At 63.0% G+C, this 26,556-nt stretch carries 26 protein-coding genes, 2 tRNA genes and 2 pseudogenes; 17 read left to right on the top strand and 13 right to left on the bottom strand.

The annotated features are described in order from the left end of the window. Nucleotides 1-156: 156 nt before the first annotated feature. From QNO18_RS09685 to QNO18_RS09655, 7 genes are all read left to right on the top strand, one after another. Nucleotides 157-813, top strand: coding sequence for a hypothetical protein (locus tag QNO18_RS09685; RefSeq protein WP_283177498.1), 657 nt, complete (start codon nucleotides 157-159; stop codon nucleotides 811-813). Beyond that, on the top strand, nucleotides 704-1,630 hold the full coding sequence (locus QNO18_RS09680; protein WP_283177497.1) for a phage tail tip lysozyme: 927 nt from the start codon (nucleotides 704-706) through the stop codon (nucleotides 1,628-1,630). Before QNO18_RS09685 ends, QNO18_RS09680 begins: the two co-directional genes overlap by 110 nt. Continuing rightward, on the top strand, nucleotides 1,627-2,046 hold the full coding sequence (locus QNO18_RS09675; protein ID WP_283177496.1) for a hypothetical protein: 420 nt from the start codon (nucleotides 1,627-1,629) through the stop codon (nucleotides 2,044-2,046). Before QNO18_RS09680 ends, QNO18_RS09675 begins: the two co-directional genes overlap by 4 nt. Next, nucleotides 2,043-2,567, top strand: coding sequence for a hypothetical protein (locus tag QNO18_RS09670; RefSeq protein WP_283177495.1), 525 nt, complete (start codon nucleotides 2,043-2,045; stop codon nucleotides 2,565-2,567). Before QNO18_RS09675 ends, QNO18_RS09670 begins: the two co-directional genes overlap by 4 nt. Nucleotides 2,568-2,718: 151 nt before the next feature. Beyond that, complete coding sequence (locus QNO18_RS09665; protein ID WP_283178774.1) at nucleotides 2,719-2,964, top strand: DUF2312 domain-containing protein; 246 nt, start codon at nucleotides 2,719-2,721, stop codon at nucleotides 2,962-2,964. 3 nt (nucleotides 2,965-2,967) lie between these two features. Beyond that, on the top strand, nucleotides 2,968-3,414 hold the full coding sequence (locus QNO18_RS09660; protein ID WP_283177494.1) for an NlpC/P60 family protein: 447 nt from the start codon (nucleotides 2,968-2,970) through the stop codon (nucleotides 3,412-3,414). Next, nucleotides 3,411-6,842 (top strand): phage tail protein, encoded by a 3,432-nt coding sequence (locus QNO18_RS09655; RefSeq protein ID WP_283177493.1) that lies wholly within the window; start codon nucleotides 3,411-3,413, stop codon nucleotides 6,840-6,842. The genes QNO18_RS09660 and QNO18_RS09655 overlap by 4 nt, the downstream gene beginning before the upstream one ends. Here the strand turns inward: QNO18_RS09655 and QNO18_RS09650 are convergent. Continuing rightward, on the bottom strand, nucleotides 6,813-7,511 hold the full coding sequence (locus QNO18_RS09650; protein ID WP_283177492.1) for a hypothetical protein: 699 nt from the start codon (nucleotides 7,509-7,511) through the stop codon (nucleotides 6,813-6,815). The two genes, QNO18_RS09655 and QNO18_RS09650, sit on opposite strands and share 30 nt — an antisense overlap. A 142-nt stretch (nucleotides 7,512-7,653) precedes the next feature. Between QNO18_RS09650 and QNO18_RS09645 the strand changes: the two genes are divergently transcribed. Both QNO18_RS09645 and QNO18_RS09640 read left to right on the top strand, forming a co-directional pair. Beyond that, complete coding sequence (locus QNO18_RS09645; RefSeq protein WP_283177491.1) at nucleotides 7,654-9,240, top strand: hypothetical protein; 1,587 nt, start codon at nucleotides 7,654-7,656, stop codon at nucleotides 9,238-9,240. Between the two features lie 3 nt (nucleotides 9,241-9,243). After that, on the top strand, nucleotides 9,244-10,131 hold the full coding sequence (locus QNO18_RS09640) for a hypothetical protein (RefSeq protein ID WP_283177490.1): 888 nt from the start codon (nucleotides 9,244-9,246) through the stop codon (nucleotides 10,129-10,131). 482 nt (nucleotides 10,132-10,613) lie between these two features. Here QNO18_RS09640 and QNO18_RS09635 read toward each other — a convergent pair whose 3' ends face one another. Next, complete coding sequence (locus tag QNO18_RS09635) at nucleotides 10,614-10,883, bottom strand: DUF6538 domain-containing protein (protein ID WP_283177489.1); 270 nt, start codon at nucleotides 10,881-10,883, stop codon at nucleotides 10,614-10,616. Between the two features lie 93 nt (nucleotides 10,884-10,976). Beyond that, nucleotides 10,977-11,052 (bottom strand) — tRNA-Ile (locus tag QNO18_RS09630). A gap of 205 nt (nucleotides 11,053-11,257) precedes the next feature. Between QNO18_RS09630 and purM the strand changes: the two are divergent. Further along, nucleotides 11,258-12,326, top strand: a pseudogene (gene purM, locus QNO18_RS09625) (phosphoribosylformylglycinamidine cyclo-ligase). Beyond that, nucleotides 12,323-12,915: pseudogene (purN, locus tag QNO18_RS09620) on the top strand (phosphoribosylglycinamide formyltransferase). Before purM ends, purN begins: the two co-directional pseudogenes overlap by 4 nt. Before the next feature lie 65 nt (nucleotides 12,916-12,980). Here purN and QNO18_RS09615 read toward each other — a convergent pair. Both QNO18_RS09615 and QNO18_RS09610 read right to left on the bottom strand, forming a co-directional pair. Continuing rightward, nucleotides 12,981-13,997 carry a Hint domain-containing protein gene (locus QNO18_RS09615; RefSeq protein ID WP_283177488.1) on the bottom strand — a complete coding sequence of 339 codons (1,017 nt, stop codon included), beginning with the start codon at nucleotides 13,995-13,997 and terminating at the stop codon, nucleotides 12,981-12,983. Between the two features lie 187 nt (nucleotides 13,998-14,184). Then, nucleotides 14,185-15,330 carry an anhydro-N-acetylmuramic acid kinase gene (locus tag QNO18_RS09610; RefSeq protein ID WP_283177487.1) on the bottom strand — a complete coding sequence of 382 codons (1,146 nt, stop codon included), beginning with the start codon at nucleotides 15,328-15,330 and terminating at the stop codon, nucleotides 14,185-14,187. Between the two features lie 78 nt (nucleotides 15,331-15,408). Between QNO18_RS09610 and tyrS the strand changes: the two genes are divergently transcribed. Together tyrS and QNO18_RS09600 are read left to right on the top strand one after the other, a co-directional pair. Next, entirely contained in the window at nucleotides 15,409-16,659 is a 1,251-nt protein-coding gene (tyrS, locus tag QNO18_RS09605) for a tyrosine--tRNA ligase (protein WP_283177486.1), read from the top strand. Beyond that, complete coding sequence (locus QNO18_RS09600) at nucleotides 16,656-17,174, top strand: hypothetical protein (RefSeq protein WP_283177485.1); 519 nt, start codon at nucleotides 16,656-16,658, stop codon at nucleotides 17,172-17,174. The genes tyrS and QNO18_RS09600 overlap by 4 nt, the downstream gene beginning before the upstream one ends. A 45-nt stretch (nucleotides 17,175-17,219) precedes the next feature. Here QNO18_RS09600 and QNO18_RS09595 read toward each other — a convergent pair whose 3' ends face one another. The 3 genes from QNO18_RS09595 to QNO18_RS09585 all read right to left on the bottom strand — a co-directional run bounded on the left by QNO18_RS09595 (nucleotide 17,220) and on the right by QNO18_RS09585 (nucleotide 19,355). After that, nucleotides 17,220-17,696, bottom strand: a complete 477-nt coding sequence (locus QNO18_RS09595) for a DUF2948 family protein (RefSeq protein WP_283177484.1) — start codon at nucleotides 17,694-17,696, stop codon at nucleotides 17,220-17,222. Between the two features lie 10 nt (nucleotides 17,697-17,706). Then, the gene (gene murA / locus QNO18_RS09590) at nucleotides 17,707-18,975 is read right to left on the bottom strand and encodes a UDP-N-acetylglucosamine 1-carboxyvinyltransferase (RefSeq protein ID WP_283177483.1); all 1,269 of its coding nucleotides are present in this window, start codon (nucleotides 18,973-18,975) and stop codon (nucleotides 17,707-17,709) included. 200 nt (nucleotides 18,976-19,175) lie between these two features. Continuing rightward, on the bottom strand, nucleotides 19,176-19,355 hold the full coding sequence (locus QNO18_RS09585; RefSeq protein WP_283178773.1) for a hypothetical protein: 180 nt from the start codon (nucleotides 19,353-19,355) through the stop codon (nucleotides 19,176-19,178). 186 nt (nucleotides 19,356-19,541) lie between these two features. Between QNO18_RS09585 and QNO18_RS09580 the strand changes: the two genes are divergently transcribed. Beyond that, nucleotides 19,542-19,616, top strand: a tRNA-Thr gene (locus tag QNO18_RS09580). Nucleotides 19,617-19,760: 144 nt separating this feature from the next. Here the strand turns inward: QNO18_RS09580 and QNO18_RS09575 are convergent. Further along, entirely contained in the window at nucleotides 19,761-19,982 is a 222-nt protein-coding gene (locus tag QNO18_RS09575) for a glutaredoxin family protein (RefSeq protein WP_283177482.1), read from the bottom strand. On the opposite strand from QNO18_RS09575, the gene QNO18_RS09570 reads away from it, so the two are divergent. Then, a complete protein-coding gene (locus QNO18_RS09570; protein WP_283177481.1) occupies nucleotides 19,975-20,343 on the top strand; it encodes a hypothetical protein in 369 nt (122 codons plus the stop codon). The two genes, QNO18_RS09575 and QNO18_RS09570, sit on opposite strands and share 8 nt — an antisense overlap. Nucleotides 20,344-20,404: 61 nt before the next feature. Here QNO18_RS09570 and QNO18_RS09565 read toward each other — a convergent pair whose 3' ends face one another. The 4 genes from QNO18_RS09565 to putA all read right to left on the bottom strand — a co-directional run bounded on the left by QNO18_RS09565 (nucleotide 20,405) and on the right by putA (nucleotide 25,158). Next, entirely contained in the window at nucleotides 20,405-20,632 is a 228-nt protein-coding gene (locus tag QNO18_RS09565) for a hypothetical protein (RefSeq protein ID WP_283177480.1), read from the bottom strand. Next, nucleotides 20,620-20,805: a hypothetical protein gene (locus QNO18_RS09560; protein WP_283177479.1), complete on the bottom strand. Its 186-nt coding sequence runs from the start codon at nucleotides 20,803-20,805 to the stop codon at nucleotides 20,620-20,622. The genes QNO18_RS09565 and QNO18_RS09560 overlap by 13 nt, the downstream gene beginning before the upstream one ends. After that, the gene (locus tag QNO18_RS09555; protein ID WP_283177478.1) at nucleotides 20,802-21,425 is read right to left on the bottom strand and encodes a hypothetical protein; all 624 of its coding nucleotides are present in this window, start codon (nucleotides 21,423-21,425) and stop codon (nucleotides 20,802-20,804) included. The genes QNO18_RS09560 and QNO18_RS09555 overlap by 4 nt, the downstream gene beginning before the upstream one ends. A 292-nt stretch (nucleotides 21,426-21,717) precedes the next feature. Beyond that, on the bottom strand, nucleotides 21,718-25,158 hold the full coding sequence (gene putA, locus QNO18_RS09550) for a bifunctional proline dehydrogenase/L-glutamate gamma-semialdehyde dehydrogenase PutA (RefSeq protein WP_283177477.1): 3,441 nt from the start codon (nucleotides 25,156-25,158) through the stop codon (nucleotides 21,718-21,720). Between the two features lie 103 nt (nucleotides 25,159-25,261). Here putA and QNO18_RS09545 point away from each other — a divergent pair, with 103 nt between their 5' ends. Together QNO18_RS09545 and QNO18_RS09540 are read left to right on the top strand one after the other, a co-directional pair. Beyond that, nucleotides 25,262-25,723 carry an Lrp/AsnC ligand binding domain-containing protein gene (locus QNO18_RS09545; protein ID WP_092896463.1) on the top strand — a complete coding sequence of 154 codons (462 nt, stop codon included), beginning with the start codon at nucleotides 25,262-25,264 and terminating at the stop codon, nucleotides 25,721-25,723. A 95-nt stretch (nucleotides 25,724-25,818) separates the two neighbouring features. Continuing rightward, entirely contained in the window at nucleotides 25,819-26,532 is a 714-nt protein-coding gene (locus QNO18_RS09540) for a nuclear transport factor 2 family protein (RefSeq protein ID WP_283177476.1), read from the top strand. Nucleotides 26,533-26,556 lie beyond the last annotated feature (24 nt).

The raw sequence follows: 26,556 nt of genomic DNA, 5'->3' as shown, positions 1-26,556 counted from the left end.
CCTGAAACACCCCTCTCAGGCTGACCGGACAGATGTCCGGACCTATCCCCTCCAGCGTCATGCGAAACCAGTTCGGCACCCTGACCGAGCCGGATATCCATGACCAAACCCCTGACAGCCCGTATCGAGGTATTCCGCCCCGGCACCTTCAAACCGATGGCCGGCGCCGCGATCACCTATTCCGCCGCTGACCTGAAGGCGGTGGCCGACAGCTATGATCCAGCCACGGCGCCGGCGCCTGTCGTCATCGGGCACCCTGCCACGGACGCGCCGGCCTATGGCTGGATCGAGTCCTTCGATTATGACAGCCAGGAAGAGCGCCTCTTCGCCACCATTGGCGAGATCGAACCGGAATTCGCCGGGCTGGTCAAAGCCGGTCGGTTCAAGAAGGTCTCCATGGCCTTCTTCAGCCCGGATCAGGCGCACAATCCGGTCGCGGGCACCTGGTATCCGAAACACCTCGGTTTCCTCGGTGGCGCAGCGCCTGGCGTCCCCGGCCTGAAGAACGCGCAATTCGCCGGTGAGGCGGGTGTGGTTTTCACCGCTGAATTCGGCGCCGCCGCACAAACCGCCTCGCTCTTCCGCCGCTTCCGCGACTGGATGATCGACCGCGACGGTCTCGATGCCGCCGATAAGGTACTGCCCGCCTGGGAAATCGACTGGCTCGAGGAGGCCGAAAAGTCTCCGCTCCCCAGCTTTTCGGGTGACACGCCGCCCGTCATTCCCCCCAACCGTGAAAAGGAGAAATCCGCTTGCGCAGGGCGACAAGATCAACGGACAGTATACATCCTTCGGCTTGTTCCAACACCATAAGGACCGCGCTGATGGCCTGCTGGCGGCGACCGGCGGCAAGGCTGGCCTCGGCAATGTGAACGCCCAGCTCGAGTATGTCTGGAAGGAGCTTCAGACCTCTGAGAGCGCGGCCATGAAAAAGCTCATGGCCTCGACCAATGTTCAGCAGGCGACTGCGGCATTTGCTGGTTTCGAACGCCCGCAGGGCTGGACCGCTGCCAATCCGACCGGAGCACATAACTGGAATGGCCGGCTCGGGGCGGCCGAAGCCTCTCTGGCGAAATTTGGCACCACGGCCACGCAGGCAACCGCCAATCTTGGGACGCTCGGCACCGGCATGGACGCCTTTGGCAACGCGCTCGTCAGCGGCGTGAACGGTTTCACCTCGGGCGGTGCGCAGGGTGGGTTCATGGGCTTCCTCGGAACCCTGGCCGGCGGGATCGCCAGTGCCATCGGTCTGCCCGGCTTTGCCTCTGGCGGTGATCACCGTGGCGGCTGGCGCATTGTCGGCGAAAATGGTCCGGAGCTGGAGGCGACCGGCGCATCCCGGATCTTCAACGCGGCGCAGACCCGTGAAATCCTGACATCGCGCGCGCCGGTCATGGCGGCGAACAGCAATGCGCCGGCCGTCGTTCAGATCAACCAGACCTTCGAGGATCGCAGTTCGAACGGTGTCCGGGTCGAAACCGAGGAAACCACCGACGCGCGCGGTCAGCGCCAGCAGCGTTTCATCTTCTCGGATGCGACGGCCGAGGGCATCACCACTCCGGGCGGTCGCGGCGCCCGTGCGCTCCAGCAGGGCTATGGATTGCGCCAGCCAGCCACGAGGCGCGGATGATCGCGGTCTGGCCCTCATCCTTGCCGCGCCCCGAACGGGACAGCTGGCAGCGGCAATCCCAGGAGGCCCGACGCAAGACGCAGGCCGATATGGGGCCGCCGCGCTATCGGCGCCGGTTTTCCGGTGTGCCGAAGCTGGTCACGCTCTCGGTGTTGCTGGATCGCAATCAGCGCGCGGTCTTTGACAATTTCTTCGAAGATGCCTGCGCCCAGGGTGCTTTGCGCTTCTGGATGCCGGATCCGACCACCGAAGGCTGGTCTCTGCTGACTTCGGGTGGGGCGCCTCTGCTGACCAGCGCCGGTGTTCCGATCCTGATGGCGGGCCGCTGGCTTTGCGCCTGGGGGGATCAGCTGCCGGTCGAGACCGTGGTCGGGATCGAATTCCGCAAATCCTTTTCCATCGTGGTGCTGCCATGAGACGGCTCAGCCTGAATGCCCGCATGGCGCAGGATGCGCCGGCAACCGGTGAGATCGAGGTGGCGCTCTTCCGGATCAGCCATCCGGAGCTGGCCGCGCCGATCCTGCTCTCAACCGACAACACCGAGCGCTTGCAGGTCGATCCCGAGATCTACGGCACCCGGTCCAGCTGGGGTGGCGCCAATCCGGTGACGGAGCCGTTCTTGTGGATCATCGCCTCGGCCGTGCTGCCCGGGGACGCAGATGATGCGCCGGCCACTGCCCAGATCGTGCTGGAAAACCTCGACAGTGCGATGGTCGAGCTGGTGCTTTCGGTCACGACCCCGCCCGATATCGACATTGCCATCGTGCTCGCCTCGTCGCCGGACCTGATTGAGGAGGAGCATATCGGCCTTCAGGTCATCTCGGCCGACATCAATGCCGGCGAGATCGTCCTCTCGCTGTCGCGCGAGAATACCGACCTCGAGCCGTTTCCGCCCGGGCGGCTCACGAAACTGCGGTTTCCGGGCCTGCATTCATGAGGAGAAGCACATGTCCTACACCGAAATCGTTGGTGATGATCAGTATGCTCGTGCGGCCTTTGTCTTCAGCTCAGATCCGGTCAACTGTTCAGCGGGGGGCGCTTTGGCGTCCAATTCCGGGCCTGCATTCATAACCAGCATGGGGGCTTCCATGAACGATGCTTTCAACATCACCGCCGACGAGCTGCGCCAACTGATCGAGCGGATCGAGCAATATGAGGCAGAGAAGAAGGATATCGCCGAGCAGCTGAAAGAGGTCTACGCCGAGGCCAAGGGCCGGGGCTTTGACACCAAGGCGCTCCGCAAAATCGTATCGTTGCGCAAGCAGGATGCGAATGAGCGCCAGGAAGCCGAAGCCATGCTCGAGGTCTACATGACCGCGCTCGGGATGCAGTAAGCTATGAACTGGTCAGATCGCTTCATCGGCATCCCCTTCGAGGATCTCGGCCGTGCGCGCGGCGGTTGCGATTGCTGGGGTCTTGCCTGGCTGATTTACCGCGAGGAACTGGGCATCTCGCTGCCGGATTACCTCGGTGACTATGCCTCGGCCGAGGAGCAGGGCGAGATCGCGGCGCTGATCGGCGGCGCTGAGGTTTCGCCGCTCTGGGCGCCGGTTTCCGGCCCGGCGCAGGCCTTCGATATCGCGGTGATCCGGCGCGGGCGTCTGACCTCGCATCTGGGTGTCGTCGTCCGGGATGGCCTCATGATCCATATGGAGGGCGAGGATTGCGCCAAACTGGCCGATTACAGGTCCGGGCGCTGGTCTCACCGTCTGACCGGGATCTTTCGGCATGCTTCAAAGGCCGTTGAACGGCCTGTTCACATCGTTTCCGAGGCTTCGCGATGACTTGTGACCTGGCCCGCATCCCCGTCCTTGCGGCGCCTGCCATTGATCCAGGCAGCGCCCGTATCGAGATGACACTGCCGGTCGGGATGACGGTCGGTGATATTGTCGCGGCGGCATTGCCGGGTCTTGAACCCGCCATGAGGGCGCGCGCCCGGGTGGTACTGGTCAGCGCGCGGGGATCCGCTGTTGTGCTGCCGGAACGCTGGCAAAGCGTCAGGCCGCGCGAGGGGGTTCGGGTCGTGATCCGACTGGTCCCCGGTAAAAATGCCTTGCGCGCGGTCCTGTCGATTGTCGTGGCTGTCGCGGCTGTCGCCATTGGTGCCTGGGCGGCGGGTGCTATGGGTTTTGTGGCTGGCGAGGTTGGTTACGCGGTGACATCCGCCTTGGTGGGTATGGGCGTCAGTCTGCTCGGGTCGTTGCTGATCAATGCGCTGATTCCACCGGTCAAGCCCGAGGAAACGAAGCCTAACTACGCCTTGTCGGGCTGGCGCAATCGGCTGGATCCTGACGGTGCGGTGCCGGTCGTGCTGGGTCAGACCCGATATGCGCCGCCCTTCGCGGCCAGATCTTACACCGAGATCGTCGGGGATCGTCAGTATGTCCGTGCGCTTTTCGCGTTCGGCGAAGGCCCGCTGTCTCTGTCAGATTTCCGGATCGGCGAAACCAGTCTCGCCGATTACGACGAGGTCGAAATCGAGGTGCGTGAGGGTCTGGCAGATGACGAGTCGGTCACCCTCTATCCGCAGCAGGTGCTGGAAGAGCAGATCGGCGTTGATCTGATCAAGCCATTGCAGCGGGATGATCAGGGCAATGTCATCAGGGGAAAGGTCGGCCAGCGGACCTACAAGAGACGGCTCAGCCGGGACGAATGGGAATGGGTTACCGTCGATGTCATAGGTGACCTGCCTGACGAGGATCAGCCGGTGATCCGGACAACGGGCGCGGACGCTGCCTCGGCCAATGTCATCCTTGCCTTTCCCGCTGGTCTCGCGCGCTTCGATGACGACGGCGAGCGGCGATATATCACCGTCTATGTCCGGATCGAACAACGGCTCGCTGGATCTGATGAATGGCAGTTCATTACAGAGTTGGCGGTCTCGGCCCGAACGACGCAGGCCTTTTACCGTCAGCATTCCTGGTCATTTCCGACGCGCGGTCGCTGGGAGATCCGCTGCACCATGCTCAGCGTGGAAAGCGATGACGACAAAGTCCAGATGCGCACGGTCTGGGCCGCGTTGCAGACGTTTCGGCCGGAATATCCGATTGACTACCCGCATCCGCTGGCGCTGGTCGCGATGCGGGTCAAAGCCACACATCAGCTGTCTGGCGCTTTGGACAATTTCAGCGCCCTTGTGGCGCGGCGGTGCCTCGACTGGGACCAGGGAACCGGCACCTGGATCGAACGCCCGACCTCGAACCCCGCAAGCCTTTTCCGCTTCGCCCTTCAGGCACCCTTCAATCCCCGCCGCCAGCGCGATGATCAGATCGATCTGGAGCTGCTGGCCGACTGGCACGAATTTTGTCGGACGAGGCAGCTGCATTACAACCGGGTTCTGGACCAGGCGGGCATGACCTTGCGCGAGGCGCGGGCCGAGATCGCCGCCGCCGGCCGGGCGTCACCGCGCCATGACGGTCGCAAATGGGGCGTGGTCATCGACCGGCCCGAGGGTCTGATCGTCGATCATATCAGCCCGCGCAACAGCTGGGATTTCAACCTGCGCCGCACCTATACTGAAAAGCCCCATGCCTGGATCGTGCCCTTCAACGACGAGGAGAACGATTTCCGCGAGGCGAGGCGGATCGTGCGCCGTCCGGGCTATGAGGGTGACATCACCCTGACCGAGGAGCTGTCGCTGCCCGGCCTGACCAATGCGGCCATCGTCTGGCGCGAGGCGACCCGTCGCTTTCATGAGGCTGAGCACCGCCCCGACGTGATCGAGGTCACACAGGATGGCCTTCTGCGGGTCGCGACACGAGGCGACAAGGTGGCGCTGAACCATTATGTTCTGCGCCAGACCCAGCAGGTTGCCCGCGTCCGTTTGGTTCAGGGCCAGCTGGTCGAAATCGACAATCTCATGACCATGGCCGAGGGGGCGAGCTACGCCCTGCGCTTTCGGGTCTATGAGAGCCGCCCCCCGCATATGGCACCTGACACCATTGGCCAGTCGGTTGTGCGCCCTGTCCGGACGGTTCCCGGGGAAACGGTGCTGCTGACGATGACTGGCACGGGGCCGGTGCCGGCGGCGGATGACATCGTGCATTTCGGCATAATGGGGCAGGACAGCTTTGACCTCGTGGTCACCAATATCGAAGCGACCACCGATCAATGTGCGATCATCCGGGCGGTTGCCGCCGCCGACATCATCGACGAGCTGACGGACGCGGCCGAGATCCCGCCCTGGTCCGGCCGGGTCGGCGCCGAGATCGGCGAGAATACCATGCAGCCGCCCGCGCCCCGGTTTTCCGGCGTCAGTTTCGGCGTGGCGGAAACGGATGAGGCGGGGTTCATCTTCTACTCCCTCGTGGCGGGCAGCGGGCCGGTCAGCACCGCCAGTTTCGAAGTCGATCACCGCGACGGCACGTCGGGCATCTGGACGACTGTCAGCATTCCAGCCGCGAATGGCGGCGGCAGCATCGAGGAGTATAGCTCCGGTGAAACCGTCCAGATCCGCGCGCGGGCAATTTCAGCCAATGGAATCGCTGGTCCCCGAACGACAGAGCTGACCCTGCTGGTCGGTGGCAGCATCGATCTGCCGGCGGCGCTGGATCAGGAGGCGATTTCCATCACGCCGCTGCTCGGCGGCGCTCTGATCCAGCTTTCCACCGGCGACGATGCCCTGACAACCCGGATCCAGATTTATCGGGCAGACTGGGATCTGCTCTATCGTGAGACAGATGCGGTTGGCGCGGCGCACAGCTCGACGCCTCTGCAGGCGATGTCGATCCCGCTGGGAGACACCACGCGATCTAATCTGGTCACTGGCGGCCTGATGACAAACCCGGCCGCATGGGATGCCGAAGCGGGATGGGAAGTTTCAGGCGGTCTCGCCACACACACACCCGGCACGGCCGATGTGATCGGGCAGAGCTTCGAAACCATCACGGGCAAATGGTATCGCCTCGCCTTCACTGTGACGGGGCGCACGGCCGGGACGGTCACGCCCCGCCTCAGCGGCGGCAGCACCCGTCCGGGGCAGGCGGCGTCAGGGAATGGCGAGCATCTCGACCGCATCCAGGCGGTCACCGGAAACACCCGCATCGAGTTCCTCGCGTCTGCGGATTTTGACGGCTCGATCACCGGTGTCGTCGCCTATCTCGAGACAGCCGCCTGTCTCTCGCAAGGCGAGCATTTTGTCTGGCTCGAGCCGCAGACCTCCGAGGGTGTGCCGGGGCCGGTTTCAGGGCCGTTCAGCGTCATGGTTGTCTGAAGCAACCTTAGCGCGCGCGTTGGTCGGCTTCCTCCGACGAGCCGCCTTTGCCTTTGCTTCTGCTACCTTGTGCTTGACCCTAATTTTCTGAATCTCTCTGTTGAATTTTTCCACAGGATCCCAGTCACCTCGGTCCAGCAAGGGCACACCATATTCCTTAGCGAGGGTTTCGTTGATCAAAACTGCCTCAATACCGATTGCTGCATAGCGTAGAATGCGCTCATCAAAGGCGTCTTCATATTCTGGAGGGCCTTCGCCGTAGAAATACAGGTCATGCACGTAGCCGTCCGCTAGCGCGATCTGGTTCGGGATGGACCGGATTCTGTACTGAAGCTTCGACGGAAAGCATCGCCAGTCCCAGCTTTCGGGAAAAGTCATCCTGGGAGAGTTCACTGTCGCGCGCCAGCCTTGTCCATTAACTTGCAAAGGATCATTGATCACCTCTGTGCAGTCACCGACGAGGCGGTCGAATTCAGTCACGAGTGAAAAGGCGAGTACTCCGGCATCGGTTTTGCGCTTCCAATGCGCTGTGAGCCACTCTCTGAGCCAGTTCAGCAGGAACAGCGTTATGCCTGCTCCTAGCGCAACGGTGATTCCTGGTAAAACAGCAGAGAGCCACGTCGGGGATGTCGGAGGTGTTCCTCCGATGACCAAGGAAACAAAATTCATAAAACCTCCGTCCTCTAAATCTCAAACCCTACACCGCCTTGTAAGCAATTGAATAGTGGCCGGGGCAGCGCCCGGACAGATGTCCGGACCAACATCATCGCGCGCGCGCGTAAAGCCATGACTGATCCCACAGGAGACAGGCATGGCAGGCGGCATCAGCTCTGAAAACATCGCGCGCGTCAGTATCTCGGCAGAGCTGCTGGTCAACGGCCCCGATGGGACCGGGCGTCAGGCTTTCAATGATTTCGCCACTCAACTGGTGGCAACTGGTCCTGTTGCAGACGGTATGGAGGACCTCCGTAACCTCGAGCGCGATCAGACCAAGATCTACCCGACCACGGTCGAGGGCCTCGCCGCCACTGAGGTGGATCAGACCTTTAACCTGACCTCGGCCGATCCGGATGTCGCGCTCTACATCTACCGGCACGATGCAGGCGGGGTTGCCACGCTGATCGCGACGACGCCCAGCGTGCCGGCGCTTTCTGACAAGGCGCAACGGTCAGACATGGAGCAATTGCAGAGCCAGATCGGCGATGCGCGGTTCGGCGCGATTGCACCGGCTGCGGAGATTTCCTTCGCCATCACTGACGAAGACGGCAATGCATCCGATGTCGAGCTTGACCCTGAGGGGCATTTCACGCCGCGCGCCCTTGAGAATATCGCGGGGGGTGTCGCTCCCTTCCTGCCACCGGCTTCGCTTGGCGGGGTGACGGCAGCCGATCTGCCAGAACAGGCAACCGTCTCGTTCGCGATCACCGATGAGGACGGCAACAGCTCGGATCTCGAACTGGATGAGGCCGGGCATCTGACAGACCGGGTCATGCTGCGGCTGTTGTCGTGGTTCCAGGAGCGCATGCCTGTCGCAAACCTTTGGGATCGTCCGCCTGATCGTCTGCTACCCATTGGGGACAGCCTGAGCGCTGGCGCTGGCGGAACTGCTGGTAATCGTTGGCGCGATGTCCTGTCCAACCTTACCGGCATCCCCCATGATCCAATGGGTATCGGTGGCGAGACCGCGCGCACCATTACCGCCCGTACATCGGCGCTCAGCTTTCTTGCAGGATTTCCGGGAAACAACATCCCGGCAGATACAGCGCCAGTGGACATCACACTGACCTATCAGGACGGTCTCTCTGTTGCGCCTCTCGTGCAGGGGAGCCTTGGGGTAAACCCGGTGGAGATATGTGGCATTCGCGGCACCCTGTCCCGCCATGTTCTCGAAGACACCTCGGTCGTTTATCGCTTTACGCGGGCCGCAGCCGGCGCTGCGGTCATGATGCCTTCACCCTGTAGGGTGAAAACCGCTGCCTATGACGCTTATCGGGATGGTTTCCCCATCATCGGCATCGGTCAGAATGGTGGCTATTCGGATCTTGAAGACCTGATCCGGATGAACTGGGCCATGATCAACTGGACCAGTCAGGGTCGGGCCGGTCGCTTCCTCGTCTGGACCCGGACAGGCGTCAACGCCGCCACAAACGCCGAGATGGAAGCGCGATATCTGAAAGAGTTCGGCCCGCGCTTTGTGAACATTCGGGCAATGCTTTCGTCGCTTTGGGCTTTTCAGGTCGCAGGGCTAACGCCTACCAGCGACGACCTCGCCGCCATCGCGGTCGGCTCTATCCCGCCTTCCCTTCGTTCTGATGGGGTCCACCACAACGATGCTGGGCAATACGTCATCGCCGTCTGCTTCTATCTGGCAGGCGTTTCCCTCTCTTACTGGAGCTGAACCATGGGCAAGCGCCTTATCATTCCGGGGATCACTTCGTTCACCGGCCCGAAGATTTACGCCGATCCGATCATGTCGAAAGGGAGCCTGCTGCTCTGGGATCCGACCCACTCTGATGGCGGCGATGCTAGAGGGGTGGTTGCTGGTGCTGCACTCAGCAACATCGCCGCAGATATCTCCGGTGGTATCCTCGGTGTATCCCCATCTGTCGCACGTCCCACCATCTTTAACACCAATCCTGCGAACAGCGTCCCGGCATTGAAACAGCGGACTTCCAAGGGCGGAATTTATGGTCTGTGGAGCCATACCTCGGGTCTTACCACGCCTAGTGGGTTGGGCATCGAGGCCGCTTTCCTTAAGAATTACCTGTTCGATAACAGTGACCACGCTTTCTTTGCCAGCATCTGGATGCGGTCGCTTCGTCGTGGCGTACAAGGCTCTCAGAATGCCCCAATGCCTTTGGGCATCTATTCCCGGGTGTCTTCTCCAAGTGGCAGCACCCTGTTCGACCTTTCTGGCAGTGGCAGCGCGTACACCTTGGGGCAGAGATTTCCGGGCCAAGGCACATTCAATGCGCTTTGGGACACCGACGCCCCGCGTATTCGGAACATCGGTCGGCAGGGATGGAACGGCAATGGTTTAGAGAAGCCCGCCAATGTGGGCCTGACAAACTCCCCGTATTTTAGTGTTGGAACTGTCCCTGGATACGGCGCATTCAACCTTCCGGGCGTGTCGGGCATCATTGAGCGGGTCTATATTGAAGACATGACGGTCTCTGGGCGAACCTACGCGGAGCTTGATGCCATCGACTTTGCGATGTTCACCGCCGCGCATGCACCGGGCGGGGAATGGTTCGGCGACACTTATCCTGATCCTGCGACATTCCCGTGACGCCCTGCTGGTGGCTGGTCCCGTCGATCCTCGGCGGGGCCGCTATATGGGCGACCCTGATCGGCGGGCTGGTTTAGCTGTCAGGATCCACGTGGGAATTGCTGCGGGGGTCAGATCCTGACGGCAGTCTCATCCGTCGAAGAAGTCCGTGCTAGCCCTTTAATTGCGGCATTAGATGGACACTGCAAAGGGACTTGGCGTTTGAGGAGCACACCACCGTTGGAAGTTTGGATACCTGGCTAGGCGCCAACGGGGCATCTTTGAGAGCAAAAGGGTATGACCTGTAACGGCAGTCGGGGTGGGATGACTTGAGAAGGATCATTGGTAATACCTCGTATGACGTGTTCTCAACCTAAGTTCGAAGCCTCCGCGCCATTTTTCAAGGGCGTACAGACTGTTCTCGTCAACGCCAACCAAAATCACCTGTGCAGATGGTAGCGCGCCGCAAAGGGATCCTATCGGCGAACTTTTTCGTCCAGAAGTTAGCCCGCATTTGTCCAGAAGTTAGCCAGCCGCAACAGATCATCGGCCCCATGCAGATTCTCGCCTTTCAGCTTGCGCTCTGCCAGCTCAAGATCGCGCAACATAGACGCGACCACGCCGGGAAGGCGTTTCTCTGCCTCGCGCCGATCTGCGCCCAGTGCCTTCGTCAGCTCAGTCTTACCCATGATCCCTTGCAAAGGCTTAGGGACCGCGATTCTGGCACTGTAGCGCTTGCGCTTGAAGTAGAGATACTTTGACCGGCCCGCCATGATCCCGCTCTCGTTTTGGGGTCAATTTTGGGGTCACGTAATGGGGAAAACCCCAGCAATACAAGGGTTTTCTTTGACACCAATGGGTTAGATTGGTAGGCCCGGAGGGACTCGAACCCCCAACCAAGGCGTTATGAGCGCCCTGCTCTGACCATTGAGCTACAGGCCCGGCAGGAGCGGATGGCCACGGGGGCATCCCCTGTGCAATCCGCCTCCCGGAAAGTGGAACCTGCCTAAGCAGATGATGGCCGGGGGTCAAGGATTCGAAATCCGCTACCTTTGTCTTGCCTCCCGGGGCGCGTTGCGCTTTGCAAGGCTTTGGGCTAAGCGGGCCAGATATTGAACGGGCGACCAGCGGGCCGGGAGACGGGCGAATGACCACGAGCGAGAATGCCGGGAAACAAGGGCTGACCTATGCGGGCGCGGGCGTCGATATCGACGCCGGAAACCGGCTGGTCGACCGGATCAAACCCTCTGCGAAAGCCACGTCGCGCAAGGGCGTGATGGGGGGCTCGGCGGTTTTGGCGCGCTTTTTGACCTCAAAGATGCCGGCTATAAGGATCCGATCCTGGTGGCGGCGACCGATGGGGTTGGCACCAAGCTGCGGATCGCGATCGATACCGGTAATGTCGATACGATCGGCGTCGATCTGGTGGCGATGTGCGTCAATGACCTCGTCTGCCAGGGCGCGGAGCCCCTGTTCTTCCTTGACTATTTCGCCACCGGCAAGCTCGATGTCGATGAGGCGACCCGGATCATCGAGGGGATCGCGAAGGGCTGCGCGGAATCGGGCTGTGCGCTGATCGGCGGCGAGACCGCCGAGATGCCGGGAATGTATCACAAGGGTGATTTCGACCTCGCCGGTTTCGCGGTCGGCGCGATGGAGCGCGGCACCCACCTGCCCGCAGGCGTTGCCGAGGGCGATATCCTGATCGGCCTGACGTCCAGCGGTGTCCATTCCAACGGCTATAGTTTCGTGCGCAAAGTGGTCGAAATCTCCGGCCTTGGCTGGTCAGACCCCTGCCCCTGGGCACAATCGACGCTGGGCGAGGCGCTGCTTCAGCCGACCCGGCTTTATGTCAGACAGGCGCTGGCGGCGGCGAAACTGGGCGGGGTCCATGGCCTTGCGCATATCACCGGCGGCGGCATCACCGAGAATCCCCCCGCGTGCTGCCCGAAGGGCTGGCCTGCGAGATCGACCTTGGTGCCTGGGATCTGCCGGCGGTCTTCCGCTGGCTGGCCGAGACCGCCGGCATGTCGGAGCCGGAGCTTCTGAAGACTTTCAACTGCGGCATCGGCATGATGCTGGTGGTTGACCCGGACCAGGCGGATGCCATCGAGGCCAGCCTGAAAGCCGCCGGCGAAGCGCCGGTGCGCATGGGCCGGATCGTAGCGCAGGATGCCTCGGGCGAAGGCGTGATCTACAAAGGGCGCCTGCTGTGAAACGCGTCGCCATCCTGATTTCGGGGGTGGCTCGAATATGATGGCGCTGGTCAGGTCGATGACCGGCGACCATCCGGCCCGCGCGGTGCTGGTGGCGTCGAATGACCCCGCGGCCTCGGGGCTGGAAAAAGCGCGCGCGGCCGGCATTGCCACGGCCGCCGTCGATCACCGCCCGTTCAAAACCGACCGCGCGGCTTTCGAGGCCGAACTGATCGCCCATATCGAGGCGTCACAGCCGGATATCCTTTGCCTTGCCGGGTTCATGCGCGTGCTGACGCCGGGCTTTGTCGCGCGGTTCCAGGGCCGGATGCTGAACATCCACCCGTCCCTCCTGCCGAAATATCCCGGGCTGCACACCCATCAGCGCGCGCTTGACGCGGGCGATCAGGAGGCGGGCTGCACGGTGCATGAGGTGACGGCGGTGCTGGATGACGGGCCATTGCTTGGTCAGGCACGGGTGCCGGTCCTGGCGGGAGACACTGCCGAAACCCTTGCCGCACGGGTGCTGCGCGAGGAACACCGTCTCTACCCGGCGGTGCTGCGCCGCTATGCGGCAGGCGATCACAGCCCGGTTTTCACCACAGGCTGAGCCGCGTCTGAGCCCCGGATCCGACCCCTGTTCAGAGCAGACTGCCCTTCGGGCCTGATCGCAGTTCAGTTCAGATGCAGCACCTGCGCCTCGCGCCGGTTCAGACAGAGACGCGTTGTCTGCGGCGTCGCCCGCGCGCTCTCGCCGAAATAGTCCGGGAACAGTGCCAGCAATTCCTCCCGCGCGGCAGGTGAAACCGAGGCAAGCGCCATCGGGCCCGGGAAGAGGCTCTCGGCCAGCATGCCTTCGGCACAGATGATCTCATGCTGCGCGAAGGCGATATGCCAGTATTCGACCTGCGGCCGGCTCTCGATCCGGACCCGCTCGCCATCCACCAGATGCAACGCTGCGACGAGAACCTCCTCCGCGCCGAAATTCAGCTGCGCCTGCCAGCCGCTGATCAGCACGCGATGCTGTTGCGACAAAAAGACCGGACGGTCATTGCCAAGGACACTGGTGTCAAAACGCACCGGTGCGAGATGGGCGATACCGGCCGCAGGCGCCGATCCGATCCATCGGATCTTCTGCATCCCATGGCCGCGCGTCCAGACCCGGTCGCCGGGCCGCAGCTGTTCTACTGCAACCGGGCCACGCTTTGTCAGGATCCTGGTTCCGGCAAGGAAACAAGGCGTTGGCGGAAACAGATCCTGCGGAGATTTCGCAAACCCGCTGAAGGGCAGCTGCGCATTCAGCGCCTCGTTCTGTTCGGCGCCATAGGTGGTCGTGCCGCTCGCGACGCCGCGCAGGTCGATCACCAGGTTCGAGCTGTAGCTGAAGATCTGGTAATTTTCCCCCGAAGCCCGGCCCTGGAACATATCGTCCTGCGGGTTCAGCTGGCTGTAGACCAATGTGCCGGAGGGATTGCTTTCCGACCAGGTATAGATCGACACCCATTGGCCATTATGCAAAGTGGTGTCGTTGCTGTTGGCCTGGCTGACAACGATCCGGTAAATATCGGTGGCACTTCCGATCGCATGGACATTGGTCAGGGTGACGACCATCCCCATCCCATTGCCCTGGCCACTCGCGGCGCCATAGGTGCCGATCTGATCGCCGGTCGCGTAAAATTCAAAGGTTGCCAAGCCAGTCATCCATTCCGAGCAACGCCCTTCGGGACGCATATTTCCGGGTCGCAACCCCCGTCGCGACAGTTCTGGCAACACATAAAATTTTAGCGCAGGAATTAAACTCCTGGCACGCAAAACTTACTGTGAAATACAGGATTCATAAGGTGCGGCAGTGCTGAAACGGGCCGGGGTCTGCCGCCGCTCAGTCTGACAGGGCTGGCCGCGACAGGGTGCCGCCGCCGATATTGGCCGCAACGCCGGTGGTTGTCCGGCATGAGGTCGGCAGCCCCTTCGCCACCCGCACCGCGAGGAAGGCGAAGGCCTGGGCTTCGAGCATATCCCCGTCCAGCCCCACCGCCTCGACCGGATCGACCGGGCAGCCAAGCCGCTTTGCGAGGCCCTTCATCATCACCGGATTATGCCGCCCGCCGCCGGTCACAAGCAGCCGCGACACCGGGCGCGGGAAATGTTTAGCGCCTTCCACCACCGCCGAGACCGCCGCTGCAGTGAGTGTGGCCGCCGCTGCCGCCGTGTCGAGCTTTCTGACCGCAGCGACCAGCCCCGCGAACGCATCGCGATCCAGCGATTTTGGCGGCATTTTCAGAAAATACGGATGGGCGAGGAACTGATCCAGCACGGGCTTTTTCACCCGTCCCTTTGCCGCCACCGCGCCATTCTCGTCATGGCTTTTGCCAAGTCGGGCCTGCATCAGGTCATTGACCGGCGCATTGGCAGGGCCAGTGTCAAAAGCCAGCAGCGCGCCATCGGATTGCGGATGTGGCAGCGTGGGGTCCACCCAGGTCAGGTTGCCAACGCCGCCCAGGTTCAGGAACGCCACTGGCCCCGTCGCGCCGATCCGGCGCGCCAGCGCGAAATGATAGAACGGCGCCAGCGGCGCGCCCTGCCCGCCCATCTGCACATCTGCGGTACGGAAATCCCACAACACCGGCAGCCCGAGCGTATCGGCCAGCAGCTGGCCATTCCCCGCCTGATGCGTGCCGCGCCCCCCTGGATCATGCGCCAGGGTCTGGCCGTGGAAGCCCGCGATCTGCACGCCGTCAAAGCGCGCCATCACCTCGGCATGAGCGGTTTCGACAATCTCGGTGGCTTCGGCCACGCCAGGCTCGCCGGGCCAGCGCCCGAGGGCTGCACGCAGGATCGCCTGCTCGGCCGCCGTATAGGGGCGAAAGGCCGAGGGGCCGAATTCCAGCACCTCATGGCCGTTGGTCAGCACCATCGCCGCATCGACACCGTCAAGCGAAGTTCCCGACATGGTGCCAAGGGCCCAGACCGCCGGGCCGCTCTCCCCTTTTTGGACGGCACTTTTCCAGGGATCTCTTTCCGCCATGCTGCCCATCTTTTCCTTTACCCCCCGCCCGGCTATACCCGCCTGACTATATGCAAGCGAAAGCGCGGAGCGCGACCCATGACCTACCATCCGAAATCAGAATTCCTGCGTGTGATGTTCGAGCGCGGCTTTGTGGCCGATTGCACCGATTATCAGGCGCTGGACGAGGCCCTGATCAAGGGGGTGGTGCCCGCCTATATCGGCTATGACGCGACGGCGGCAAGCCTGCATGTCGGCCATCTGATGAACATCATGGTGCTGCGCTGGCTGCAAAAAACCGGCCATAAACCGATCACGCTGATGGGCGGCGGCACGACCAAGGTGGGCGACCCCTCGTTCCGGTCCGAAGAGCGTCCGCTGCTGACCCCGGAAAAGATCGACGAGAATATCGCCGGTATGGGCCGCGTTTTCGCGAAATATCTCGATTACTCGGATGCGCCGAATGGGGCCATCATGCTCAATAATGCCGAATGGCTGGATCATCTGAATTACCTCGATTTCCTGCGCGATATCGGGCGGCATTTCTCGGTCAACCGGATGCTGTCTTTTGAAAGCGTCAAATCGCGGCTGGATCGGGAACAGAGCCTGTCTTTCCTCGAATTCAACTATATGATTCTGCAAGCCTATGATTTTGTTGAGATCAACCGCCGCTATGGCTGCCTGTTGCAGATGGGTGGATCAGACCAGTGGGGCAATATCGTCAACGGGATCGACCTTGCGCGCCGCGTCGCGGAGAAAGAGATCTACGGGCTGACCACGCCGCTTCTGACCACGTCTGACGGGCGCAAGATGGGCAAATCCGCGAATGGCGCGGTCTGGCTGAATGACCAGATGCTCTCGGCTTATGAGTTCTGGCAGTTCTGGCGCAATACGACCGATGCCGATGTGGCGCGGTTCCTGAAGATCTTCACCGAACTGCCGGTTGCAGAATGCGACCGGCTGGGCGCGCTGCAAGGGTCCGAGATCAACGAGGCGAAGATCATCCTCGCCAATCTCGCAACCGCGCTTTTGCATGGCGAAGAGGCGGCGAAGGCGGCGGAGGCAACCGCGCGCGAGGTGTTTGAAAAGGGCGGTATCGGTGATGACCTGCCGACCGTGGCGCTGACCGCGGCGGAAGTGGCCGATGGGATCGGCATCGTCCAGCTTCTGGTCCGCGCCGGGCTTTCGGGTTCGGGCAAAGATGCCAAACGGCTGATCGCCGAGGGCGGCGCGAAGATGAATGACGAGATCATCCTTGATGCGGGCCTGCGCCTTGGCGCGGGCGAGCTGGCCGATCCGGTGAAACTCACCGCCGGCAAGAAGCGCCACGCGCTGGTGGTGCTGGAGTGATCCGCCCCCTCCTCGGCCGCACGGGCCTCGCCCTCGCGCTGACATCACTTGTGGCGCCCGCACTTGCGGACGTCGCCTGCCCGGTGACCCAATCCGTCTATACCGACAAGGCAACCGGCTTCCGCCTCAGCTTCCGACCGCTGCAAAGCTGGGAACAAAGCGGCATGGTGCTTGCGATTTTCGACATTGAAACCCGGGACGGGCGCATGCTCTGGGGCGAGATCCGCACCAATATGGGCACCAGCCGCGATACCGGTGTGATTTATGACGGCTGCCCGCCCCCCGGGCCCGAAGATGCGCCTTCTGACGAACAGCTTGAGGCCTGCCGCGTCTGGGAGGGTCTGGTCTATTCGGTCGAGGGCAACCAGATCGGCGCCTTCCCCATCGAGGGCCACAAGGCTCCGCCGAGCCTCCTCTTCACCGATCTCGGGCGCCAGCTGCGCTATGCCATTTTCACCAGCCCGGGGGATGAACCCTGGGATCAGCTCTGGCTGACCTCCTGCCCGCCCGGCTGAAACTGCGGCAGCCCCTTTGACAGCAAGCCCGGCAAGGGCCTGCGGTCAGTCCCGGTGTTCCGGCTTCTTCCCCGATGGCGCGAGATAGGGCTTTGTCACATCGGTCAGCACCACTTCCAGGGCTTCCAGCCGCAGCTCGATCAGCCCGTCTCCGGCGAGGATCAGCGTCAGCGCCCCGGTGCCATCCTCGCCCGGCGCATAAGCCAGATCCAGAACCGACAGCACCTGATCGGCGTCGCCCGGGCTGATGCCCTGGCTGCGTACATCCAGCACATCTTCAACCGTCAACAGGCTGCGCACCCGTTCATAGGCACGGCCGGAACGTTCGGCAAAATCGCTGTCTTCCCAGCGGAAGCGATTGACAAGCGCCGCGAAACGGCGGCGCTTGCGATCATATTTCATCTCACTGGCCGGCAGAACCGCATCCTGGATCAGGCTGGCGATCACCGTCAGATCCTCTGGCTCCAGCGCCACCAGCTTCAGCGGTGCCTCTTCGCCATCCTCGAAACGTGCATCTGCCATATCCGCCCCCTCAGACGCCACTGATCCGTTCGATATGCGCTCCACAGGCGAGAAGCTTCTCCTCGACCCGCTCATAGCCGCGATCCAGGTGATAGACCCGGCTCACCACCGTCTCCCCCTCGGCCGCGAGCCCGGCAAGAATAAGCGACACGCTCGCGCGCAGATCGGTCGCCATCACCGGCGCGCCGCGCAGTTTCTCGACGCCATGCACGGTGGCATGACCGCCGTGAACCTCGATTCTGGCGCCCATCCGCATCAGTTCCGGCGCATGCATGAAGCGATTCTCGAAGATCTTCTCTTCCAGCACGCTCGTGCCCTCGGCGGTGCACAAAAGCGCCATCATCTGCGCCTGGAGATCGGTCGGGAAACCCGGGAAAGGCTCGGTCACCACATCAACCGCCTTCACGCGGCCATTCTTGCGCGCGACCTTCAGACCTTTTTCGGTCTCGGTGACGGAAATCCCCGCCGCGTCGAGTTTCTCACAGAACGCCGCCAGCAGGTCGATCCGCCCGCCCAGGCATTCCACCTCACCGCCACAGATCGCGGGCGCGAGCATATAGGTGCCAAGCTCAATCCGGTCGGTCACCACCGGATGGGTGGCGCCGCGCAGGCTGGTCACGCCCTGGATGGTGATGGTCGAGGTGCCCTCGCCCTCGATCTCGGCGCCCATGCGGCGCAGACACTGAACAAGATCAACGATTTCCGGCTCGCGCGCGGCGTTTTTCAGGACAGAGGTGCCCTTCGCGAGCGTCGCCGCCATCACGAAATTCTCGGTCGCCCCGACAGAGGCGAAACGCATCTCATGCACCGCGCCTTTCAGCCCACCCTGCGTCTTCGCATGGAGATAGCCGTCCCGCAGATCGATCTCGGCCCCAAGCGCCGAGAGCGCATCGATATGAATATCCATCGGCCGCGCGCCGATCGCACAGCCCCCGGGCAGCGACACAACCGCATGACCCAGCCGCGCCAGCAGCGGGCCAAGGACCAGATTGGACGCCCGCATTTTGCGGACAATATCGTAATCCGCCGTCGGGTTCAGCGTGCCATGCGACGACATGGTGATAACCTTGCCATCCTGCAGCGCCGAAACCTCAACGCCGAGTGATTCGAGCAGGCTCGTCATGGTGCGGATATCCGAGAGCCGCGGCGCATTGGTCAGCGTCAGGGGCTCTTCCGACAAAAGCGTCGCCGGCATCAGTGTCAGACAGGCATTCTTGGCGCCCGCGATGGGAATCACCCCGTTGAGTGCGCCGTTGCCCTTAACCAGAATCGAATCCATGCCCGCCTCTTACCCTTTGTCCTTGTTATGACCGCCACTCTCGGGCCCGGTCACAGCCCTATTTGCGCATTGGCCCAGCAGATCCGCGCTATACATGGCCCTCTCGGCGATCTTCCCGCCAGTCAGATCTGCTGCCCTGATCCTCTTTGACCAGATCCCCTTCGATCAGACCTCCTGCGACCAGATCCCGGGATCAGGCCTTAACCGCCTTCCCCTGAACCGAGATCTCCGCCCCTCTGGCCGTGTGTCCCCACCTCAGGGCCGGAACCTTCCGCCCGCCCCCGCGCCTGCGCCTTTCGCCTTGCCATATTGGCTTTCAGCGCCGCCTTGAGACGCCCTTCCCGCGTGACCGCCGCGCTCACAACCGGAGCACCGGCCACCTTGTGCGCGGGTCTGTCCACGGGTCTGTCCTGGGGGGCTTTTTCTCGAACTGGTCCATGCCCGAAAGAAATAGCCTCTCCCCCCGGCACGGTCCAGAGCCCGCCGGAAGGAACCTGTCACAAGAGCAAGAAAAGGGGCTTGCGGTCGGGAATGATTATGTTTATTCCCCCGCTCACCGAGACGGCGCTGTGGTAGCTCAGTGGTAGAGCACTCCCTTGGTAAGGGAGAGGTCGAGAGTTCAATCCTCTCTCACAGCACCATTTATCCACATGATAATACTGGATAAATGACAGAAAACCCAATACATGCCTGATGTGAGCCGCGCAGAACGCTGCAGGAACGCGCGCTGACCTGTGGCAAGTTTTTGGCAAGGTATGTTCCTGCCTCGTTCCTGATTCGATGCATCAGGTCAGCCCCGCCAGCATATCCGCCCGAAACCCCGACCAAACCTTATCACCAGCCACCACCAGCGGCCCCTGTCGCGACCCGGCGATCCGGGCCAGCCGCTCGACCTCTTCCGGCCAGTCAGCCCCTGCCCGCTCCTCATAGACCGGCCCAGCCCGATCCAGCGCGCGCTTCGTCGCAACGCACGGGCCACAGCCCGGCGAGGTGTAGAGGATGATCATGGGTGCCTCACTGATCCTGAGATTGGCTTTTGAGCAGCCAGCCATCGCCGGCTGGCCCGGTGCAGACGGGCGATATGATGGTCGACTGCGGGCGCCCGCGTGTGCCGCAGGCGAGGCAAAGCATCCGGTCGAATATCTCGGGCCGAATGTTCAGCCGGTCCTGTTGCCATGCCTCCGGGATATCCTCAGCGAGGATTTGGCGGTGGTGACCGCATCGACAGGTGAGGTGCAGATGGTGAGCAAACATGCAGGAACATTTGCGGAACATTCGCCGATTCTGCAAATCACAAAATCAGCGACAACCTGCATCGATCAGCGCGATAAGCCGGGCCCCGCTCACCACCGACCGGTCGTCCGGTGAGACCGCCAGCGCCGCCGCATGATCAGCCCGCGCCGCCCGCGATCCATCGCAGATGGCGCTGTCATTTGGTGTCGGGCGGACGCACGCTGAGAGCAGACCGCAGCACATGAGGAGCATCGGAAATCTCAGCATCTGCTTTGTCCATTCCTTTCCGCCCGCGCACATAGGCCTCTGCGGCTTCCAGCGCGGTCTGTTGCTTTGCGCTCGCCCTGCCCCGCAGCCAGACCGCCAGCAGGGCCAGCAGCACGGCGACGGGCTTCCAGAGCCAGCGGAGTATCAGCGCGCCCATCCGAACCTCACGGCCAGCGCATAGACGCCTTCTGTCAGGGCGCCGATGCCGAGACCGATCAGCAACGTGATCTCCGGCTCCATGAATGCCGCATCCGGCGGGGCGATGGCGCCATAGGTTACGAGCGCCGAAGCGGTATAGCGGGCGAGGATGCGGGAAAGCGGGGCGATCATTTCGACCTCCTGAGCAGGGTTGCAATGAATTTGAGGAAGGCAGCGAGCCAGCCGGGCGCGGCGAAAGGATCGGCCGCAGCGCCTGCAGGATCATCACCGGCCACCAACGCGGCCTCAAAGTCCCTGGCATAGCCCGCGATCTGCTGCGCCCGGTCAGTGCCGTTCACGATGCGCCGGGCCCCGATATAGTCCCCGGGCAGGTAATCCCGCAGCGCCTTGCCGGTGAACCAGCCGTCGAGCATTCCCTCGACAAGGATCTGCGCCGAAATCGCCGGATCAAGCGCGAGGTCGTAATCCGCCGCCAACCGGCCGCCCAGACCGAGCTCACGATCTGCGCGCTGATAGTTCTCGCGCCAGGTGAGCTGGACATAGCCCCGGCCATAGGGCGCCTTGCCGGTCTGATCGACCACGCCGTATTTCTTACCCTTGCCCCGGCCATATTCCCGGATCGGCTGCATGGTGTGGGCAGTCTCGTGATAAGCGGTCGCAAGGATATAGGCGCGGAAACTGCGCGGCAGGGTCGTGGTGGCGGCAAGGATGGCGTTGAGGCCATCAACCTGCGCCTGTTTCAGGCTGCCGCCGAACAGCGGACGGATCGCGGCAAAGAATGCCTCGGTCATGTCGTTCTCCATGATGGATGTGAAAAAGCCCGGCGCGGCGGCCGGGCATGATGAGAAGCGGATTGCGCTTCAGGTGTGGCGAGGGTCTCCGGGTGCGGAGCAACAACTGAAGATGGCTGCCGGATGTCTGCTTCTGCGCCTCGTTAAAACGGCGAGGATTACCGGGCGAAAGCCCTGCCATGTTCAGCGCGATCAGAGCGAAGGTAATGAAAACGGCAAGCGCGTTAGGGCTGTTGGCACATATCGCAAACCTGGGCGAGCCTTGCCGGGGCCCGCCCATCAGGTCGGGTCGCTATGCCTCCGCCACCTCGGAGAGCAGTTTGGCATTGCCGCCCGATGCCGTGGTATCGATGCAGACATGACGTTCGAGCGTGACATGGGCGCGGTCGGGCGCGCCGGTGATCAGCGGCAGGATGGCGCCTTTGCGGGCGGACAGCGCGAGGGCGCGGCTGCGAGCCCCGGCCTCTTCGCCCCAGAACAGCGCGCCGCTGAAGCCTTGCAGCCTGGTCAGCGCCTCAGGCTCAAGACCATCGGCCGCAATCGCCACCCCGCCGAGTGCGGTGACCGCATTGGCCTGAGCCGCCACCGCCGCAGCCCCTGGCCCGAGGCACAGGACCGGCGGGCGGGCGAAATGACCAAGCCGGTTCGATTCTCCGGTCGGGCCGGGCAGGTCGAGCGGCTCTGGCGCTGCGACCTGGCCTGCCCCGGCCAGAGCTGCGGCGACCACGGCCTCGCCGGTGACCGCGCCGGCGGCCCCTTGCAGCGGCGCTGCCTGGCGGGTGAAGCGGGTCAGGTAATCCGGCCCGCCGGCCTTTGGCCCGGTGCCCGAAAGCCCCTCGCCACCGAAGGGCTGACTGCCCACCACCGCGCCGATCTGGTTGCGGTTGACATAGATATTGCCGGAATGGATGCGCTCGACGAAATGCTGCACGCGGTCATCGATACGGGTATGGAGACCGAAGGTCAGACCATAGCCGGTGGCGTTGATCTCATTGATAACCTTGTCGATTTCACCGGCCCGGAACGTCGCAACATGCAGGACAGGGCCGAAAATCTCACGCTCCATCGCAGCGATCCCCGGCACGCGGATCACCGCAGGCGGCGCGAATGTCCCCTGCCCCGGCACCGCGCGTTCCTTGATCAGCCGCCCCTCGATCCGCGCCTGATCGATATGGGCGCGGATGGTTGCAAGCGCCTCGGCATCAATCACCGGCCCGACATCGGTGGTCAGAAGACCCGGATTGCCGATCGACAGCTCATCCATCGCGCCTTCCAGCATCTCAAGGATCGGGGCCGCGATATCTTCCTGCACGTAAAGGCAGCGCAAGGCCGAGCAGCGCTGCCCCGCCGACTGGAAGGAAGAGGCCACGATATCGCGCACCGCCTGTTCCGGCAGCGCGGTGGAATCGACCACCATCGCGTTCATCCCGCCAGTCTCGGCGATCAGCGGCGCGCCGGGGGCGAGGTTTTCCGCCATCGCGCGGCGGATCAGCAGCGCCACTTCGGTCGAGCCGGTAAAGGCGACCCCATCCACGCGCGGATCAGAGGTGAGCAAGGCACCCACATCGCCCTCGCCCGGCAAAAGCTGCAGCGCGGTGACCGGCACCCCGGCCTGATGCAAAAGATCGACCGCGAGCGCGGCGATCAGCGGCGTCTGTTCCGCCGGTTTCGCCAGCACCGCATTGCCAGCCGCGAGCGCCGCCGCGATCTGGCCCGAAAAGATCGCCAGCGGGAAATTCCACGGGCTGATACAGGTGAAGCGACCCCGGGCGGGGGCGGTCAGGGCCTCGGCGCCATTCGCGTAGTATCGCAGGAAATCAACCGCTTCGCGCAGTTCGCCGACCATATCCGGGGCGTTTTTGCCGGCCTCACGCGTAAGCAGCGCGAAGATCTGGCCGAAATTCGCCTCATAGGCGTCGGCTGCGCGGCGCAGGACGGTGGCGCGGGTGGCGGCATCGGCGGCCCAGGGCTCGGCCAGCCGCAAAGCGGTATCAACATCGGCGCGGGAGGCGGCGAGGACATGGCCCACCACCTCTCCCGTCGCGGGGTTCACCACATCCGTGCGCAAAGCCCCGGCGGCGCGGCCCGCGATGATCGGCCCGGCGCTGTAAGTCCGGGTCAGATGCGGCTGCATCGCGGCCTCGATCTCGCGCAGATCGGCGCGCGAGGTCAGGTCAAAGCCTTTCGAATTGACCCGGCCCGGGAAGATCTGCGGCGCCGGCGGCACAGCCGGGTTCTCGACCGGCGAGACGCTTTCCATATAGGCCAGCGGGCAGGCGGCGACCTGTTCCGGCGTTACATCCTCATCGACGATCTGGTTCACAAAGGACGAATTCGCCCCGTTTTCCAGCAGACGCCGCACGAGATAGGCGAGGAGATCGCGATGCGCGCCCACCGGCGCATAGATGCGGCAGCGGGTATTCTGATCGGCATGGACGATCTCATGCAGCCTTTCGCCCATGCCATGCAGGCGCTGGAATTCATATTGTTCGGGTTTCACGCCCGCCGCAGATGCCATGTCGAGCACCGCCGCCACGGTATGCGCATTATGCCCCGCAAATTGCGGATAGATGCGGTCGGTCATGCCCAAAAGCTTTTGCGCATTGGTGATGTAGGACACATCTGTCGCCTGTTTGCGGGTGAAAACCGGAAAGCTTTCCAGCCCCATCACCTGGGCGCGTTTGATCTCGTAATCCCAATAGGCGCCCTTCACCAGGCGCACCATGATGCGGCGGTTCAGACGCGTCGCCAGATCGTAAAGCACATCGATCGCCGCTCCGCAGCGCCGACCGTAAGCCTGCACAACCACGCCAAAGCCGTCCCATCCCGCCAGCGACGGGTCTTCCAGCGTGGCCGCAATCACCTTCAGCGACAGATCGAGCCTGTCCGCCTCCTCTGCATCGACATTCAGTCCGATGCCCGCAGATTTCGCGAGCCCAGCCAAAGCCCGCAGCCTCGGCACGAGTTCCTCCATCACGCGCGCCTCATGGGCTACTTCATAACGCGGATGAATTGCGGAAAGCTTAACGGAAACGCCCGGATTGGCGCCGATATCGCGGCCTTTCACCGCCCCGGCAATCGCAGTGATCGCGCGGGTATAGGCGAGGTGATAGCTGCGGGCATCGGCCTCGGTCTTCGCGCCTTCGCCCAACATATCATAGGAATAGGTATAGCCCTTCCCTTCCAGCTCCGTCGCGCGTTTCATCGCCTTTTCAATGGTTTCCCCCAGCACGAACTGGCGGCCCATCTCTTTCATCGCGCGCGTGGTGGCCGAGCGGATCACCGGCTCGCCCAGCCGACGGATCGCGCCGCGCAGGCTGCCGGCAATGCCCGGGCCACGCTCGTCCAGCACTTTGCCGGTCAGCATCAAAGCCCAGGTCGAGGCATTTACCAGCGAAGATGCCGAATGGCCCAGATGCCTGCCCCAGTCCGAAGGCGCGATCTTGTCTTCGATCAGTGCGTCCATGGTCGGCGCATCCGGCACGCGCAAGAGCGCCTCGGCCAGACACATCAGCGCAATGCCCTCATCGGTCGAGAGCCCGTATTCGGCGAGGAACACCTCCATCAGCCCTGGCTTAGCGCCCGAGCGAATGCGGCGCACGAGATCGGCGCCCGCCGCCGCGATCCGGTCGCGATCGGCCTGATCCAAACCGCTTTGCGCGATCAGAGCCCGCACCAGTTCCCCCTCGGGGGCAAGACTTCCATCAGCGACCAGATCAAGCGAATTTGTCATGCAGACCTCCTGCGTTTTGACTATGATACACCTGATCTGCCAGTCAGTATTCCCGATCTTTCCGTAAACGCTGGCCATTATGGCCAGAAAAGGTTGATTTTACATGCCAAATCCCCTTGTTGATCTTGATCGATTTGATCATGCGATTCTGCGCATTCTGGCCGTCGAGGGCCGGGTTTCAGCGGTGGAGCTTGCACGCCGCGTCGGCCTGTCGAAAAGCCCTGTCCAGGCGCGGATGAAACGGCTTGAAGAAGACGGGGTGATCGCGGGATATCGCGCCATTCTCGACCCGGTGAAAATGGGCCTGGCGCATGTGGCCTTTGTCGAAGTGCGGCTGGCCGATACCCGCGAGGCGGCGCTCCAGGCCTTCAACCGCGCCGTTCTGACCGTGCCCGAAGTCGAGCAATGCCATATGATCGCCAGCCGCTTTGACTACCTCCTGAAGGTGCGCACCGCCGATATCGCCGATTACCGCCGGGTGCTGGCGGAACGGATCTCGGCGCTGCCACATGTGGCGCAGACCTCGACCTATGTCGCGATGGAGGCGGTGAAAGAGGCGCTTTAACGCCAGACCGGTCCGGATGGTCAGGCCAGACGGCCAACAGCCTTGCCGCAGGCAACCGGCCTGCGCCAGCATCGGTCAGCAACCCGGAGGTCACCATGTCTGAACACCCGCCCGCACCTGAGCCTCAGGCCCCGAAACCCCAGGCCTCACCCCCCCAGGCCGAGCCCGTCACCCATATCGATGACGAGCGTTTTCGCGTCACCGAATGGCGTTTCGCGCCGGGGGCCGAGACCGGCTGGCACCGCCATGGCCATGATTATGTGATCGTGCCGCTGACGGATGGGGTACTGGGCCTTGACCTTGCCGGTGGCGGGCGGGCAGAGGCGACACTGACCCAGGGCGTGCCCTATTCGCGACGGGTCGGGGTCGAACACAATGTGACCAATGCCGGCACCGCGCCGCTGTCTTTCCTCGAGGTTGAGGTGGTTGATGATGCCCGGGATGAGGCACGCCTCGCGACTATGACGCGGCTGATGGATTGTTTCAATGCGCGCGATCTTGACGGGCTGATGGGCTGCATGTCTGCCGATCCTGCCTTTCACGGCGCTGCGGGGTCCGAGGCCGAAGGTGTGATCCATCAGGGTCAGGCGGCGGTACGGGCGGCTTATGCGGCGCTGTTCGCGGACTTTCCTGATGCCGCCTGGCTTGAGGGCGCGCATCACATCACCGGCGAGACCGGGCTGTCGACCTGGCGATTTCGCGGCACTTCGGCGACTGGGGCCAGCGTCGATGTGCGGGGCTGCGATATTTTCAGCTTTGACGGCGCGCTGATCGCGGTGAAAGACAGCTACCGCAAGGCGCGCAGCTGAGCAGCCGGTGACGCAGCGTGACGC

This window comes from Gemmobacter sp. 24YEA27 (assembly GCF_030052995.1).
Taxonomy (GTDB): domain Bacteria; phylum Pseudomonadota; class Alphaproteobacteria; order Rhodobacterales; family Rhodobacteraceae; genus Pseudogemmobacter.
The sequence above is the reverse complement of the archived record's forward strand: the minus strand, read 5'-3'. Positions and strand labels throughout refer to the sequence as shown.

What these genes read in the sequence shown, in the direction of transcription:
- QNO18_RS09645 (WP_283177491.1), top strand. Translation starts at nt 7,654, where the DNA reads ATGGCAGGCGGCATCAGCTCTGAAAACATCGCGCGCGTCAGTATCTCG.
- QNO18_RS09610 (WP_283177487.1), bottom strand. Translation starts at nt 15,330, where the DNA reads ATGGCGGAAAGAGATCCCTGGAAAAGTGCCGTCCAAAAAGGGGAGAGC.
- QNO18_RS09565 (WP_283177480.1), bottom strand. Translation starts at nt 20,632, where the DNA reads ATGGGCGCGCTGATACTCCGCTGGCTCTGGAAGCCCGTCGCCGTGCTG.
- QNO18_RS09660 (WP_283177494.1), top strand. Translation starts at nt 2,968, where the DNA reads ATGAACTGGTCAGATCGCTTCATCGGCATCCCCTTCGAGGATCTCGGC.
- QNO18_RS09570 (WP_283177481.1), top strand. Translation starts at nt 19,975, where the DNA reads ATGATCATGGGTGCCTCACTGATCCTGAGATTGGCTTTTGAGCAGCCA.
- QNO18_RS09675 (WP_283177496.1), top strand. Translation starts at nt 1,627, where the DNA reads ATGATCGCGGTCTGGCCCTCATCCTTGCCGCGCCCCGAACGGGACAGC.
- QNO18_RS09650 (WP_283177492.1), bottom strand. Translation starts at nt 7,511, where the DNA reads ATGAATTTTGTTTCCTTGGTCATCGGAGGAACACCTCCGACATCCCCG.
- QNO18_RS09635 (WP_283177489.1), bottom strand. Translation starts at nt 10,883, where the DNA reads ATGGCGGGCCGGTCAAAGTATCTCTACTTCAAGCGCAAGCGCTACAGT.
- QNO18_RS09640 (WP_283177490.1), top strand. Translation starts at nt 9,244, where the DNA reads ATGGGCAAGCGCCTTATCATTCCGGGGATCACTTCGTTCACCGGCCCG.
- QNO18_RS09685 (WP_283177498.1), top strand. Translation starts at nt 157, where the DNA reads ATGGCCGGCGCCGCGATCACCTATTCCGCCGCTGACCTGAAGGCGGTG.
- QNO18_RS09575 (WP_283177482.1), bottom strand. Translation starts at nt 19,982, where the DNA reads ATGATCATCCTCTACACCTCGCCGGGCTGTGGCCCGTGCGTTGCGACG.
- QNO18_RS09670 (WP_283177495.1), top strand. Translation starts at nt 2,043, where the DNA reads ATGAGACGGCTCAGCCTGAATGCCCGCATGGCGCAGGATGCGCCGGCA.
- QNO18_RS09545 (WP_092896463.1), top strand. Translation starts at nt 25,262, where the DNA reads ATGCCAAATCCCCTTGTTGATCTTGATCGATTTGATCATGCGATTCTG.
- QNO18_RS09655 (WP_283177493.1), top strand. Translation starts at nt 3,411, where the DNA reads ATGACTTGTGACCTGGCCCGCATCCCCGTCCTTGCGGCGCCTGCCATT.
- QNO18_RS09540 (WP_283177476.1), top strand. Translation starts at nt 25,819, where the DNA reads ATGTCTGAACACCCGCCCGCACCTGAGCCTCAGGCCCCGAAACCCCAG.
- murA (WP_283177483.1), bottom strand. Translation starts at nt 18,975, where the DNA reads ATGGATTCGATTCTGGTTAAGGGCAACGGCGCACTCAACGGGGTGATT.
- tyrS (WP_283177486.1), top strand. Translation starts at nt 15,409, where the DNA reads ATGACCTACCATCCGAAATCAGAATTCCTGCGTGTGATGTTCGAGCGC.
- putA (WP_283177477.1), bottom strand. Translation starts at nt 25,158, where the DNA reads ATGACAAATTCGCTTGATCTGGTCGCTGATGGAAGTCTTGCCCCCGAG.
- QNO18_RS09555 (WP_283177478.1), bottom strand. Translation starts at nt 21,425, where the DNA reads ATGACCGAGGCATTCTTTGCCGCGATCCGTCCGCTGTTCGGCGGCAGC.
- QNO18_RS09595 (WP_283177484.1), bottom strand. Translation starts at nt 17,696, where the DNA reads ATGGCAGATGCACGTTTCGAGGATGGCGAAGAGGCACCGCTGAAGCTG.
- QNO18_RS09665 (WP_283178774.1), top strand. Translation starts at nt 2,719, where the DNA reads ATGAACGATGCTTTCAACATCACCGCCGACGAGCTGCGCCAACTGATC.
- QNO18_RS09560 (WP_283177479.1), bottom strand. Translation starts at nt 20,805, where the DNA reads ATGATCGCCCCGCTTTCCCGCATCCTCGCCCGCTATACCGCTTCGGCG.